This window comes from Wolbachia endosymbiont (group A) of Volucella inflata (assembly GCF_947250665.1).
Classification (GTDB): domain Bacteria; phylum Pseudomonadota; class Alphaproteobacteria; order Rickettsiales; family Anaplasmataceae; genus Wolbachia; species Wolbachia pipientis.
In genome coordinates this window covers 153694-167648 of the sequence record NZ_OX366338.1, presented here as the reverse complement: position 1 = coordinate 167648, position 13955 = coordinate 153694, and the positions used below count along the sequence as shown (strand labels likewise).

General features: G+C 36.2%; 11 protein-coding genes and 5 pseudogenes. 4 read left to right on the top strand and 12 right to left on the bottom strand.

Annotated features, from left to right (window positions below; translation table 11 throughout):
- Positions 1 to 19 precede the first annotated feature (19 nt).
- From OOK85_RS00855 to OOK85_RS00845, 3 genes and pseudogenes are all read right to left on the bottom strand, one after another.
- Positions 20 to 244 (bottom strand): gpW family protein, encoded by a 225-nt coding sequence (locus OOK85_RS00855; protein WP_264703420.1) that lies wholly within the window; start codon positions 242 to 244, stop codon positions 20 to 22.
- Positions 234 to 428: pseudogene (locus OOK85_RS00850) on the bottom strand (terminase gpA endonuclease subunit); the annotation flags it as partial. The pseudogene OOK85_RS00850 and the gene OOK85_RS00855, both read right to left, overlap by 11 nt.
- 230 nt (positions 429 to 658) lie before the next feature.
- Positions 659 to 1458: pseudogene (locus OOK85_RS00845) on the bottom strand (IS110 family RNA-guided transposase); the annotation flags it as partial.
- A 70-nt stretch (positions 1459 to 1528) separates the two neighbouring features.
- Here OOK85_RS00845 and OOK85_RS00840 point away from each other — a divergent pair.
- Positions 1529 to 2281, top strand: coding sequence for an IS5 family transposase (locus OOK85_RS00840; protein ID WP_264702164.1), 753 nt, complete (start codon positions 1529 to 1531; stop codon positions 2279 to 2281).
- A pseudogene (locus OOK85_RS07950) lies at positions 2247 to 2400 on the top strand (IS3 family transposase); the annotation flags it as partial. The gene OOK85_RS00840 and the pseudogene OOK85_RS07950, both read left to right, overlap by 35 nt.
- A gap of 543 nt (positions 2401 to 2943) precedes the next feature.
- Here OOK85_RS07950 and OOK85_RS00835 read toward each other — a convergent pair.
- Positions 2944 to 4347, bottom strand: coding sequence for an NAD(P)H-dependent flavin oxidoreductase (locus OOK85_RS00835; RefSeq protein WP_264703418.1), 1404 nt, complete (start codon positions 4345 to 4347; stop codon positions 2944 to 2946).
- 78 nt (positions 4348 to 4425) lie between these two features.
- Complete coding sequence (locus OOK85_RS00830) at positions 4426 to 5763, bottom strand: IS110 family RNA-guided transposase (protein WP_264703416.1); 1338 nt, start codon at positions 5761 to 5763, stop codon at positions 4426 to 4428.
- Between the two features lie 267 nt (positions 5764 to 6030).
- On the opposite strand from OOK85_RS00830, the pseudogene OOK85_RS00825 reads away from it, so the two are divergent.
- Positions 6031 to 6513, top strand: a pseudogene (locus OOK85_RS00825) (cytoplasmic incompatibility factor CifB); the annotation flags it as partial.
- A 1-nt stretch (position 6514) separates the two neighbouring features.
- Here OOK85_RS00825 and OOK85_RS00820 read toward each other — a convergent pair.
- Positions 6515 to 7267, bottom strand: coding sequence for an IS5 family transposase (locus OOK85_RS00820; RefSeq protein ID WP_264702205.1), 753 nt, complete (start codon positions 7265 to 7267; stop codon positions 6515 to 6517).
- A gap of 336 nt (positions 7268 to 7603) precedes the next feature.
- Here OOK85_RS00820 and OOK85_RS00815 point away from each other — a divergent pair, with 336 nt between their 5' ends.
- Complete coding sequence (locus OOK85_RS00815; RefSeq protein WP_264703414.1) at positions 7604 to 8776, top strand: porin; 1173 nt, start codon at positions 7604 to 7606, stop codon at positions 8774 to 8776.
- 45 nt (positions 8777 to 8821) lie between these two features.
- Here OOK85_RS00815 and OOK85_RS00810 read toward each other — a convergent pair.
- The 6 genes and pseudogenes from OOK85_RS00810 to OOK85_RS00785 form a co-directional block, all read right to left on the bottom strand.
- Positions 8822 to 9118: pseudogene (locus tag OOK85_RS00810) on the bottom strand (Rpn family recombination-promoting nuclease/putative transposase); the annotation flags it as partial.
- A gap of 113 nt (positions 9119 to 9231) precedes the next feature.
- Positions 9232 to 9885: an IS5 family transposase gene (locus OOK85_RS00805; protein WP_406719998.1), complete on the bottom strand. Its 654-nt coding sequence runs from the start codon at positions 9883 to 9885 to the stop codon at positions 9232 to 9234.
- Positions 9886 to 10134: 249 nt separating this feature from the next.
- Positions 10135 to 12651 carry a leucine--tRNA ligase gene (gene leuS / locus OOK85_RS00800; protein WP_264703412.1) on the bottom strand — a complete coding sequence of 839 codons (2517 nt, stop codon included), beginning with the start codon at positions 12649 to 12651 and terminating at the stop codon, positions 10135 to 10137.
- A 12-nt stretch (positions 12652 to 12663) separates the two neighbouring features.
- Positions 12664 to 13260, bottom strand: coding sequence for a murein hydrolase activator EnvC family protein (locus tag OOK85_RS00795; RefSeq protein ID WP_264704107.1), 597 nt, complete (start codon positions 13258 to 13260; stop codon positions 12664 to 12666).
- Between the two features lie 53 nt (positions 13261 to 13313).
- Positions 13314 to 13640, bottom strand: coding sequence for a MerR family transcriptional regulator (locus tag OOK85_RS00790; RefSeq protein ID WP_264703410.1), 327 nt, complete (start codon positions 13638 to 13640; stop codon positions 13314 to 13316).
- Positions 13640 to 13945, bottom strand: coding sequence for an integration host factor subunit alpha (locus OOK85_RS00785; protein ID WP_264703408.1), 306 nt, complete (start codon positions 13943 to 13945; stop codon positions 13640 to 13642). Before OOK85_RS00785 ends, OOK85_RS00790 begins: the two co-directional genes overlap by 1 nt.
- Between the last annotated feature and the right edge of the window lie 10 nt (positions 13946 to 13955).

Below are 13955 nucleotides of genomic sequence, written 5' to 3'. Positions count from 1 at the left end.
CTTTCAACGATTTTTATCATTATATGATCCCTTTATTTGTTGAAATAACAATCTTTCTCTTCGGCTTCATACCTGCTACTTTTAGCTCAGCTTTAATTCGTTGTCTTAAGCTCAAGAGGTCATTTATCTGCACTTCTCCATACCTAACCACATGATCACCATATGCAATCGATACTACGCGTTTCCCGCTTTGCAGCTTCTTGATTGCTTTCTCTACTTGTGCTAAGTATTCTTCACTGTACATTTTTCTCGCTTAGCCACTTGCTCTTTCTCACTCTTTTTGACTTTTTAGCTTTTTCTCCTACTAAACTTTCCCATTTACTCTCTGGCCAACGATCAATCCCCAGGGCAATAGACGCTGCTCTTGCGTAAACTCTGCAATCTAATACTTCATTTCGATCTCTTATCTTTTGCCACTCTTGTTTTGTATCAACTATGTTTTTTTAAATTTTTTGAATTTAGTCTTATTACAACTCTTGTTTATAACTTTGTATTTTTATTCAATTAAAAAATGTATTTTTGGCAACAAAAACCCTAGTTTACTACAGAAAGAAATTTATATCAAACAACTACCACTGCTTAGACCGTATGGTTGATGAATATGTGCTTTAAATTTGTGTGGGCGCACATATTCATCAACCTATTTTCTATACAGATTTTAAAAATTTACGTTGACTGCTTCTTTAAGTCTTGCATTAGCAATCACTATAATTTTATGCATTAGAGCTGTTATAGCTACCATCTTTTTTTACCTCTACCAATGAGATCAGAATAAAAAGCACCAAGTACAGATTTAGACTTTGCAGCAGCCATAGCAGCAGTAAAAAGCTTTGCACGAACATTGCTTCTACCACCTGTTATCCTTCGGTAACCAATAGTTTTACCGCTTTCTTTTGGATGCGGGGCAACTCCAGCAAGACTTGCAACTTCTTTTTTGTTTAAGTAGCCAAGTTCTGGCATCAGGCATACAAAATCTTGAGATAACTTGATACCTATTCCCGGTACTGTTCTAAGTATTTTTTGGCGCTTTTGTAACTCTAGATTTTCATCAATGATTTTTTGTATTGCATTATTGATCTCATTTATCTGACCGTTAAAAAAGTCAATGGTTTTTTGGCAACTTTCTTTTATATGCTCGTTTTCAGGTGCTTTCAGTCTACATTTCTCTTGAACTCTCATTTGTGTAATGTCATCACGTCGTTGACAAAGTGCAACTAAGGCTGTTTGTTCTTTTGACATAGGCACAAATAGAGATAGAGTACTATAGCATTCACATCCATATTGAGCAAGAGCTCTTGCATCTGATTGATCAGACTTTGCTAAAGTTCCATGAGATATGACAAAGCTTTTTACTTTGCGAGTATTAGCTCGATGTACAGCAACATTCTTATCAACAAGAAAATGTGCTAAGCCAAGCTCATATTTTCCAGTGTTTTCCAAAGTTACTAGGCTCTGTGGACAAAAAATATGAAAAGAGAGAAAAAGATGGTAGTTTAGCCTAATAGGTAAAAAATGGAGAAACTACCATATGCAATATTACATCAAAGAGGAAAATTGGAAACAAATTTTAGAGTTCATAAAAAGCGTAAAAGGAATGCACAGCAAAGATGAAAAACGTTTAAGAATATTCATAGAGGCAGTGTGGTACATAGTGCGAAGTGGTTGCCAATGGAGACTTTTACCAAAAACTTATGGTAATTACAGGAGTATACATAAGCGATTTAAAAGATGGTGTGAAAGAGATGTCTGGAAAAAATTGCTTGAATATACTAAACAAGAGCCTGATTTAGAAGTTGCTATAATCGACGGTACGATCATCCGAGGCCATCCATGTTCATCTGGATATACAAAAAACTCCAAGGATCAAGAAGCTTTAGGGAGGAGCAAAGGTGGCTTTACAACTAAAATACATGCGCTTGTCGATGCACTTGGAAATCCACTTAAATTTACTCTGACTCCTGGTCAAAGAAATGAAATTACGCAGGCACAAGTGTTGACCGAAAGTATCTATAACTCTACTGTAGTAGCTGACAAGGGCTACGATAGCAATGCCTTTGTTACAAGTCTTGAAGACAAGGGATGTACAGTAGTTATTCCGCCAAAACGGAATCGAAAAGTGCAAAGGTATTACGATGAGCATATCTACAAAGAACGTCATTTGATTGAGTGTTTTTTTGGTAAAATTAAAAATTTTAGGCGCATTTTTTCCAGATTTGATAAAACTGCTGAGGTTTTTATGGGTTTTCTCAATTTTGTTGGAGCTCTTGTATGGCTTCTCTAAAATTTTGTCCACAGAGCCTAGAACTGCAATATTTGAATACATAGAAATTTTTTATAACAAACAACGTCACTATTAACTATTGCATTCCAGAACAATTTGATGCATCATTCTTTTTGTAAAAAACATTCCAAACTTTCTCTCCACTTTTTCTGGGTAAGGTCAGAAAGGGTTTGGTTGGAAGAAGTGGAGTAGCGAATGGATATACAAAACGCTGAGTCTATATTCAGACTACAGAATAAGGTATTACAAACCGAAAGCATCACCAGCACAATATGTTATAAACTTTGGTAAAGAATCTGCTAGGAAAGCGTAGTGCGGATGCTGCATTTGACGAGGCGGGAGCTGGAAACGTTAACATGGGAATTTGGATTGAGGCCTATTGTGAAAACAATGGATCAGCCACCAAACCCTAAAGTAGGCGCGCCAGTTCTCGACCCTACATATTTTTTTGAAGGTTAAATCCAGCTTAGGGTCGAGAAACTTAGATAAAGCCATAGTAAAAATACTGAGAAAAGATTAATAATTATACACTATTCTATACAAATATTCAATCTTTTTTGATATTCGTTCAAGTGTGGCAGAAGAACTTATTCAAATAAAGTAGGTAGTAAAATATAAACATTTTATAAAGTGAAAAATGGACTTTTCAGGCCACTGCTGACTCAATACCCAGTCAATATCCTTTCCACCAGTTCTTTTACTGCCGGTACGTAGCCATTCTCATAAAATGGATCTTGCTTAAATTTGTACACATTGTGCCCGGAAAACATGAGTTCGTTCTCAATATCACCATCGTGTATAACGTTTTGCAGTGTTTTTTGTATGCAAAAACTACGCGGATCTGGCTTTCGTCCTGTTGAATGGTCACCATGATCTTTCCAATTGCTAAACAAACAATGACTTAAGCATCCCATACAATTGATTTGATCTTGTCTTATCTCTGCAAACCTGCCTGGCGTCACAAAAATAACAGTTGTATCTGAAGTTTTCATTGCTTCTGTATACCCTGCTTTAGTCCATGTATTTGCCAGTTCTTTGCCTTTTGCAGTAAGGTAGATCATTCTACCTCTGCTACCCATTGCAAATTCATTATTAAATTCTTCGCTAGCATTTTCTGAAAACTTTATTTGACGTGAATTCCGTTCCTGCAACTCACGTATGAAGTTATTTTTTACTGCAGATGAGTAAAACCCTGTTGGACTGAATTTATTTAAAAATACATCACCTTCTTCTAAAGTGAGTAGCTTCTTTTTCCACTCTGCAGAAATTGGGCTTTCTTTCGTCAAAAGTGGACGAGTGCCAAACTGAAAAGCTATTGGTCCAATTTGCAGATTGTCAAACCAATGTTCCCAATCTTTCAAATGCCACACTCCTCCTGCCATAACAATTGGTGTTTCTGAAAGACCGATCTCGTTCATGAAAGATCTAAGCTCTGCAACTCTTTCAAATGGAGCCTGTGGTAGCTCTGGGTCTTCACTGTTACTCAGTCCATTGTGCCCTCCAGCAAGCCATGGATCTTCATACACTACTCCACCAAGCAAATAGGAAGATATTTTTTGGTAAGTACGCTTCCATAATGCTTTAAAAGCGCGCACCGATGAGATAATAGGGTAATAATAAACCTGATATTTAGCTGCAATTTCTCCAAGCCTATAAGGCATACCAGCACCGCAGGTAATACCATGAACTAAGCCTTTTGCTTTTTCTAATATGCCATGAAGCACGCGTTCTGCTGCCCCCATCTCCCAAAGTACATTCATGTGTATTCTTCCATGACCTTTTGATATTTCATTTGCTATTTTTGCCTGACTAATTCCAGCTTTAATACTATACTCTATCAATTCACTGTGTTTTTCATTTCTTGTTTTGCCTTTGTAGATCAGCGGCACTAACTCACCATTATCATCAATAAGCTTAGCATTTGCACCAGAAAACGTACCCACAGCATCTGCTGCAGCAAATGCTCCACTTGACCTTCCATCACTGATTGCGATGCCTTTGCCGCCCTCAATGATTGGCCACACTTCCTTTCCTGAAATTACTATCTTTTTTATCTTATTTTTCAAAGCTTCCTCGCAATCTTTCACTCTATTTTACTTAATTACTAAAAAAATAACAGCTGTTTATTTTTTCTCCTAAGAAACTCACTCAACTAACTCTTCTTGTTGAACTAATATGTAGCCAAATTCGCTCGCTTTTTTGATCAAATTTTTTACAGTTCTATCTTTATAGCGTGTTTCATAGTATTCCATTCCTTTTTCTACATATTCCTGTCCGTATTTGAGCATACTATAAAATATGCATGCCATTTTTCTTGCAGTAGCTGTTATTGCTTTTGGTGCTCCTAGTCGTTTTTTCAATCTTCTGTAGTATGCACCCAACGCACTTTTACTATTTCCTACAGAATGAGCAGCTATTCGCAAAGCATTTGCAGCACGGTTAATGACTTTACGTGTTCTTGTGTTAAACACTTTTTCCCCTGTAACTTTATTAGCAGGACTGAGTCCCAACCACGATGAAAAGTGCTTTTCTGTTGGCCATTTACTATGGTTTATACCAACTTCTGAAACTATGGTTTGTATACTTAATACATCAAATCCAGGAATTTTAGTGAAATCCATACCAGTTATTCGGTGCAGTTCCTCATACAAAGCAAAGCTTGGCTTACTTTTGCTATTTTTATTCTTTTGCTTACTTAGCTGTTTGCTTTCACAAGACTTTGTTTCAAACGTTTTATAATAGGCTTCAATATTTCTATCACATTCTGCTATTTTTTCTTGATAAATATTATATAGTTCAAATTCTTGCTTTAGCGTGAATAAGTGTTCCTCTCTATAGTCACCAGCTAACGCTTTTGCAATAGTAGACTGATCATTTTTTATTCGTGCATCCCTGAATTTAGCCAATTTCTCAGGATCTCTTTCGCCTTCAATTATAGCTTCAATGATTTTCATACCAGTTATCCCAGTAATATGACTAATAACCTTGTGTAATTGTATATTCATTTGAATTAATGCCTTCTGCATACGCAGAATATGTGTAGATGCACTTTCAGTGAGATTTTTGCGTTGCCGCACGTAACTGCGCAATACACACATCTGATTATCTGGCCTAAACGATCCATGAAGCAGTCCGTAGCTATGCAGTTGTTGGAGCCATTGGCAATCTTGAACGTCAGACTTCCTACCAGGTACATTCTTTACATGCCGTGCATTTACCAATCTTACCTCGAATTTGTATGACTCAAGTATTTGAAATAAAGGAATCCAATATACTCCTGTTGATTCCATAGCTACTGTTGTAACTTTACACTTTTTCAACCACTGTGCTAAGTTATGAAGGTCTTCAGTAAAGCAGCCAAATTTCTGAACGCGTTGTTCATCTCTTCCTTCAGGTACACACACATAGTGTACAGCTGAACCAATGTCTATTCCTGCTGCATTAGGATTCACTATTTCTAATTTACTTTTTGCTTTTTTCATGGTAACTCCTACATATAATTTGTAATAGGGAAACGCTTCAGCTTGGAACGGTTGATAGTACAATCTCCTAACCGAGGTAGTCTAAATGACTCCATCAATGATTTGACCGTTCCTTCCAAAACCATCCTTGCATACGGGCACTTAGGCACCATTGAAAATGTCGGTCATAACTGCAGAGGCGCTTCCTGTACAACTATACTTGAAAACTACTAAAAACTTAAATTTGTGTGTTTCTTTCTGATTTGACAGATTTCGTCTGTTCGATGCTTGTATCATGTAAGTGCAGGTCGTTTTCTTCCTGTATTCTTTTTTAGTATGTTTGCTACTGCACATGATGCTAATATCTTAAAAGCAAATGAGAGAGTGTATTTTCGTTTTGATAATCATGGTATTGATACAGGTGGTAGAAATAGAAATACAGGGAACCTAAAAGTCGCTGTTTATCGTGACGGACAGCAAGTTGTCAGATGTTACAGTATTTCTGATCGTCCTAATAGTGATGGGTTAAGGTTCAGTACAAGGGAGAGAAATGCTCTAGTGCAAGAGATTAGACAGCAAAATCCAAATTTAAGGGAAGAAGACCTAAATTTTGAGCAATACAAAGTATGCATGCATGGAAAGGGCAAGAGTCAGGGAGAGGCAATTGCAACAGTATTCGAGGCGATTCGTGAAAAGGATTTTAGAGATAGAGATAAATTTGCCAAGTATTCAGCATCTGAGATCAATTTTCTTAGGCTCTGTGGACAAAATTTTAGAGAAGCCATACAAGAGCTCCAACAAAATTGAGAAAACCCATAAAAACCTCAGCAGTTTTATCAAATCTGGAAAAAATGCGCCTAAAATTTTTAATTTTACCAAAAAAACACTCAATCAAATGACGTTCTTTGTAGATATGCTCATCGTAATACCTTTGCACTTTTCGATTCCGTTTTGGCGGAATAACTACTGTACATCCCTTGTCTTCAAGACTTGTAACAAAGGCATTGCTATCGTAGCCCTTGTCAGCTACTACAGTAGAGTTATAGATACTTTCGGTCAACACTTGTGCCTGCGTAATTTCATTTCTTTGACCAGGAGTCAGAGTAAATTTAAGTGGATTTCCAAGTGCATCGACAAGCGCATGTATTTTAGTTGTAAAGCCACCTTTGCTCCTCCCTAAAGCTTCTTGATCCTTGGAGTTTTTTGTATATCCAGATGAACATGGATGGCCTCGGATGATCGTACCGTCGATTATAGCAACTTCTAAATCAGGCTCTTGTTTAGTATATTCAAGCAATTTTTTCCAGACATCTCTTTCACACCATCTTTTAAATCGCTTATGTATACTCCTGTAATTACCATAAGTTTTTGGTAAAAGTCTCCATTGGCAACCACTTCGCACTATGTACCACACTGCCTCTATGAATATTCTTAAACGTTTTTCATTTTTGCTGTGCATTCCTTTTACGCTTTTTATGAACTCTAAAATTTGTTTCCAATTTTCCTCTTTGATGTAATATTGCATATGGTAGTTTCTCCATTTTTTACCTATTAGGCTAAACTACCATCTTTTTCTCTCTTTTCATATTTTTTGTCCACAGAGCCTAGGGTATATTGATGAGAATAAAGTGCTTTTTGTTTTGATTAACTGCGATGTAAAAAGTACATCTAAAATAATTAATCGTATACATTCTGCCATTAATAAGCAGTTATTAATGCAAAAATTACCAAGTGTATCAATAATTTATGGGAATATAGCTCAAAAACGGGCAGCAAAATCTACCAGCGGTACCTTCTGAAAAGTTGTTTTTTATTTATATTGAGTTTAAACTTAAATTTTTATAAAGATTTAAGTTTATTTATGAAGTTAAAGTACTACCTGGTAGCACTGCTTTCATCATTGTTTTTGCAGAATAGTGCTAGCTCTAAAACAATTTTGGATAAGGAAATATTTTATGCAGAACTAGACGGAAAAATAGATTTGAGATTCGGCTACGCCTTCAACAGAGATTCTTTCAATGCTAAGCCTAAGGATAAAACTTCAAGTTATTCATACTTGCGCTTTCTTTATTTACAGCAAGTTTATCCAAATACTCAAATAGGGTTTAATGTTGAGGCAGGAGTTTCTGGTATTGCAAACCTAAAAGCGTTAGACATAGAAAAGTTAGACATGGAGGAAGGGTATTTCATCATTAAAAATCAGGGACTTGGATCAATTGAATATGGTAAAAGAAGTTTAGTTAGTCAGAGCATGTTAATTAACACTTCAAAAATTTATGCAGCTGCTGGAGGAGTAAATGGTCATTGGACAAACTATGCAAATTTGCGTGGTGATCATAAAAAAGATGGTGACCCTGGATATGATCAAGACAAGGTGTTCTGGGTCAAGCCCAATATTTATAGCGATTATAATGAACTCGAACTAGGGTTAAAACAATCATCAATTAACTACATCTCCCCTGAAATCTATAACTTTCAACTCGGATTCAGCTATGTTCCAGGAAAAAATAACTTACAGTACAGCAATTTAATTGCTGCTGGCCTTTCCTATAAAAACAGCTTGTCAGATGATATAGGTTTTACTACTGCTTTGACTGGTGAATTTGCAAGAGAAAATTTAACTGGTTGCTCAGATGGAACTCCTGAAGGTTATAAATGTCGTAATCAATTACTGCACTGGAATTTTGGTTTGAAGCTAAAATTGTTCGATCTTGATTGCATTTTTTCATATGGTAATGGTGGTAAATCTGGTGAGAAGCGTAATCCTGAAACAAATAATACGTATTATATGAATGCAGGTATCGCTTACCGTTCTGATTCTTACAAATCGAGCTTAACATATTTTAGTAGTGGTAGGGATATTGCAGGCGAAGGTACAAACGAGTTAACATCATATGCTTTAAGTCTTGAAAATTCTCTTTTTTTAGGTACTTCATACTATTTCGATATTGTAAAGTTTAGTACAAAAGAGCCTAAAATAGAAAATAACAACTCTGGTTATGTGTTCTTGGCTGGACTGAAATTAAGTTTTTAATATTGCCTCCTTCCAACACTCTTTTCTGTCATCCAAGGTAACCGTTCACAGATTTCCACTTAATTTTTCAATCTCACTCATGGAGAGGCCAGTAAACTTAACAATAGTGGTGACATCAACATTATTAGCTAGCATTGTTTTTGCAACTTCAATTTTTCCTTCCTTTTTAGCATCATCAAGTTTTTGTTCAAGAACAGCCCGTTCATCACGAATACGTTTTATTTCCTGTTCGTAGGCAATAAATTCTTTCTCTGACCAGTTGAATCTATTTAGTTCTTCATATGCCTTTTTAATTATTACATCACTACCTATTATCTTTTCCAATTCTTCTTCGCTAGGCTCTGTGGACAAAATTTTAGAGAAGCCATACAAGAGCTCCAACAAAATTGAGAAAACCCATAAAAACCTCAGCAGTTTTATCAAATCTGGAAAAAATGCGCCTAAAATTTTTAATTTTACCAAAAAAAACACTCAATCAAATGACGTTCTTTGTAGATATGCTCATCATAATACCTTTGCACTTTTCGATTCCGTTTTGGCGGAATAACTACTGTACATCCCTTGTCTTCAAGACTTGTAACAAAGGCATTGCTATCGTAGCCCTTGTCAGCTACTACAGTAGAGTTATAGATACTTTCGGTCAACACTTGTGCCTGCGTAATTTCATTTCTTTGACCAGGAGTCAGAGTAAATTTAAGTGGATTTCCAAGTGCATCGACAAGCGCATGTATTTTAGTTGTAAAGCCACCTTTGCTCCTCCCTAAAGCTTCTTGATCCTTGGAGTTTTTTGTATATCCAGATGAACATGGATGGGCTCGGATGATCGTACCGTCGATTATAGCAACTTCTAAATCAGGCTCTTGTTTAGTATATTCAAGCAATTTTTTCCAGACATCTCTTTCACACCATCTTTTAAATCGCTTATGTATACTCCTGTAATTACCATAAGTTTTTGGTAAAAGTCTCCATTGGCAACCACTTCGCACTATGTACCACACTGCCTCTATGAATATTCTTAAACGTTTTTCATCTTTGCTGTGCATTCCTTTTACGCTTTTTATGAACTCTAAAATTTGTTTCCAATTTTCCTCTTTGATGTAATATTGCATATGGTAGTTTCTCCATTTTTTACCTATTAGGCTAAACTACCATCTTTTTCTCTCTTTTCATATTTTTTGTCCACAGAGCCTAGAGATGAAGTGAGCAACACAGCTAAAGCACATAATCTTTTCATTTTCATATAACTCCTCATACAAAAAAATATATAATGCATAAGTATATATCCTTTATATTAAAAAAGATATAATCGCATGTTAAAAAGAGTATAGCCATGAAGTCAAAGATGCGCTACGGATTTTTTATATAACTATATTTACTATCTTATTTGGTACAGCATATACAGTGCGAACTTTGCTTTGATCGATCTTACTGGACACAGAGTCTATCGCTATTTTCTTCAATTCTTCTTGAGGTAAGTTAATTGCCACCTTGATTGTTGTACGTAATTTTCCATTGATTTGCACTGCTATAGTTACCGTATCGTCAACTAATAATGATTCATCAGCTTTTGGCCAAGGTTGACCTCCTATTCCTTGCCATAGGCTTTCAGCTAGATGTGGTATGAATGGTTCGATTACTCTGATTAATATACATATACCTTCATCAATAAGAGATTTTCCAGTTTTTACGTCTATTTCAGCTATTAAATTCGTCATCTCACGAAATTTTGCCACTACACAGTTTAATCTGCAGTTTTCCAAGTCATCTGTAAGTCCGTGTAAGAGTTTATGAATTTTTTTTCTGTACTCTAGAAGTCCACCCGTAACACTTTCATTATCATAGTGTATATTTACAGGTCTTAGCTGCATGACCATACGCCACAATTTATTTACATAACGAGAACAACCTTCCACGCCATCATCGGACCATTCCATATCTTTCTCCGGAGGAGTGTCGGACAACACAAACAAGCGAGCAGTATCAGCACCATACTTTTCTATGATAAAGTTTGGGTCAACTGTATTCTTTTTCGATTTGCTCATTTTTTCAACTTTGCCCACTTGAACTTTTGCACCTCGCGCTATTAATTCTTTTGCTTCTGCGGGAAATAGCCACTTACCATTTTCGTCTTTATAAGTTGCATGGCAGACCATTCCTTGAGTGATTAAAGTCGAGAAAGGCTCTTTAATATCAAAATAGCCACATTTGGTTAAAGCACGGCAGAAAAATCTTGAATAAAGCAAATGCAGAATTGCATGTTCTATTCCACCTATATAATAATCAACAGGCATAAAACGATTACATGCATCTTCGTCTATTGATTTATCTCCACTACAGAATGCAGCAAAATACCAGGAAGATTCAAAAAAGGTGTCGAATGTATCAGTTTCACGCTCTGCTTGCTTTCCGCACTTTGGACAATCAACAAATTTCCAAGTTGGGTGCTTATCCAGCGGATTGCCACCATTTGTAAATTCTACATCTATTGGTAGAACTACAGGAAGGTCTTTTTCTGGCACTGGAACAGTTCCGCAATCTTTGCAATATATGATAGGTATAGGGCATCCCCAATAACGCTGCCTTGAAACTCCCCAATCGTGCAAACGATAGTTTATTGTTTTTTTGCCTATTTTTTTTTCTTCAAATTTTTTAACTATGGCTTCCTTTGCTTCACTAACCATTAATCCGTTTAAGAATTCGGAGTTAAACATTGTCCCGTCTCCAGTATACGCCTCCTTTGTCATCTGAGTAGCTTGACACTGGGATCCATTGTAAGAATTCTGGTCACGCGCTGGAATGACACCTAAGTGGGCTGAAGAAATAACGGAAATTATCGGCAAATTATATTTCTGTGCAAATTCAAAGTCACGCTGATCATGTGCAGGGCAACCAAAAATCGCGCCTTCCCCATATTCCATCAACACAAAATTCGCTATGTAAAGCGGCAATTCCTTATCAAGAAATGGATGTTTGACGTTTAATCCGGTGTAAACTCCTATTTTTTCATCGTTCTCTCTTTTCGATTTTATTTCCTGGATCCCAGTGTCAAGCACTGGGATGACAACAGAAGAACCATTCTTTAAATCCTGCACAATAGGATGCTCTGCTGCCACTGCACAAAAAGAAGCCCCAAACAAAGTATGAGGATAAGTTGTAAAAACTTTTAATTTCTTATTCAGGCCAACTACTTCAAACTCTATAGTTGCTCCTTCAGATTTTCCTATCCAACGCTCCTGCATTGTTTTGACTTTTTCTGGCCAATTTTTCAAACTTTGCAGGCACTTGAGTAAATCTTCAGCGAAATCAGTAATCTTTAAAAACCATTGGGACAACTTACGTTTTTCAACAACTGCACCTGATCGCCATCCTTTTCCATCAACCACCTGTTCATTTGCAAGCACTGTTTGGTCCACTGGATCCCAGTTAACCCATGATTCTTTTCGATAGGCAAGCCCATGCTTTAAAAAATCCAGGAAAAATTTTTGTTCGTGTTTGTAATAATCAGGCTCACATGTGGAGAGTTCACGCTCCCAATTATAAGAAAGACCTATAGATTTCAACTGTGTACGCATATTATCTATATTCTCTTTTGTCCATGTTTCGGGGCTAATATTGTTGTCCCTTGCTGCATTCTCAGCTGGTAATCCAAACGCATCCCAGCCAATTGGATGCAAAACCTCAAATCCATTAGCTCTCTTGTAACGCGCTATCACATCCCCTATTGCATAGTTACGTAAGTGTCCCATATGAATTTTACCAGATGGATATGGAAACATTTCCAACACGTAACACTTTTCTTGTTTACCACTCTTGCTTACAGAAAAATCCCATTTATCTTGATAAAATTTTTCAACACTTTTAAAATCATATTTCATATAAATCCAAATTCAATTACAGTTCATATGCATCAAAGGATCAACCGCTTGGCCATTATGTCGTATTGTGAAACACATCTGTGGATCTTTATCTTGTGTGCTTGATTTACCTGCAAATCCAATTACTTGACCTTGCTTTACTTTATCGCCAATTTCAACATGTATGTTTTTTAAATAGGAGTACACAGTCATGTAATTATCTTTGTGTTCCACTATAATTAAATTCCCATACCATCTCAGCCCTTTGCCTACATATATCACTTTGCCTGGTGCAGAGGCAACTACGTTCGTTCCATTTTGAGCAGCAATTTTTATGCCATCCTTACACGTTTCATCAGAAGAGGTAGCTGAACCTTTAACTGGCATTACAAATTTACAATTTACCTCCACGTCTTGTGCATTATTGTTATCTCTGTATATCCTATTTATGATGGCTTTTCTACTTTCTTTTTGCACTGAAGGCTCCCTAATTAAATGGTACTCTCTTGTATATTCCAGATCTCTTTTTCCGTAAAATTCTTCGCCTTTAAGCAGCACAGGTGCGGGTTTTTGCAGGCCACAGCCTATTAATATTGCTAATAACATAAGAAATGAGGCTATATGCCACATTTTAGATATATCGATTTTCACAAAACTCCAAAACTTTAGCGAGACGTAGTGTTTCACGTCTGCTTATTACTTTCCTCGTTATTTATCCTACTAGTTAAATAGTCTCTTAAATCGGTAAGTTCTTGCAACAAATTCTTTGTGACTTTTATATCATTACCAAATTCTTTTTGCACTCCTTTTATTGTATATCCTTTATCATATAGCATGTATTTTACTTTCTTTATAGCCTCTATACACTTACGATCATATAGCCTTCTTCCTTTACGCTTTGTAGGCTTAATTTGATGAAATTGACCTTCCCAGAATCTCAAAACATGCTGTTCCAAATGTAGCTCTTCAGCTACTTCCCCAATCGTATAAAATAATTTTTCCTTGTTCATTAATTATTGATTGATTTTTTTATAATTTTTGAAGGCTTAAAAGAAACTGAATTTCTTGCCTGAATCATCACTTTCTCCGATGTATTTGGTATATTTCCGGGCCTTTCCTTCTTTTTTTTGACCAAGAATGTTCCAAATGACGATATTTTTACTATTCCATCCTTTGCCAAGCTTGTCTTTATTTCGTCCAATATATCATCTATTATCGAAACAGAGTCTTCCTTTGATAATCCTATTTCTTGGTTTATATTTCCAGCTATCGTTGCCTTAGTTACTGTTGTGTCTTTTGTTGTAACGTGATCCATTATTGATAAA

Bases quoted from the DNA above. Each gene is read 5' to 3' on its own strand.
- OOK85_RS00855 (WP_264703420.1), bottom strand. From the start codon at position 244: ATGTACAGTGAAGAATACTTAGCACAAGTAGAGAAAGCAATCAAGAAG.
- OOK85_RS00840 (WP_264702164.1), top strand. From the start codon at position 1,529: ATGCAATATTACATCAAAGAGGAAAATTGGAAACAAATTTTAGAGTTC.
- OOK85_RS00830 (WP_264703416.1), bottom strand. From the start codon at position 5,763: ATGAAAAAAGCAAAAAGTAAATTAGAAATAGTGAATCCTAATGCAGCA.
- OOK85_RS00820 (WP_264702205.1), bottom strand. From the start codon at position 7,267: ATGCAATATTACATCAAAGAGGAAAATTGGAAACAAATTTTAGAGTTC.
- OOK85_RS00815 (WP_264703414.1), top strand. From the start codon at position 7,604: ATGAAGTTAAAGTACTACCTGGTAGCACTGCTTTCATCATTGTTTTTG.
- OOK85_RS00805 (WP_406719998.1), bottom strand. From the start codon at position 9,885: ATGCAATATTACATCAAAGAGGAAAATTGGAAACAAATTTTAGAGTTC.
- leuS (WP_264703412.1), bottom strand. From the start codon at position 12,651: ATGAAATATGATTTTAAAAGTGTTGAAAAATTTTATCAAGATAAATGG.
- OOK85_RS00795 (WP_264704107.1), bottom strand. From the start codon at position 13,260: ATGTGGCATATAGCCTCATTTCTTATGTTATTAGCAATATTAATAGGC.
- OOK85_RS00790 (WP_264703410.1), bottom strand. From the start codon at position 13,640: ATGAACAAGGAAAAATTATTTTATACGATTGGGGAAGTAGCTGAAGAG.
- OOK85_RS00785 (WP_264703408.1), bottom strand. From the start codon at position 13,945: ATGGATCACGTTACAACAAAAGACACAACAGTAACTAAGGCAACGATA.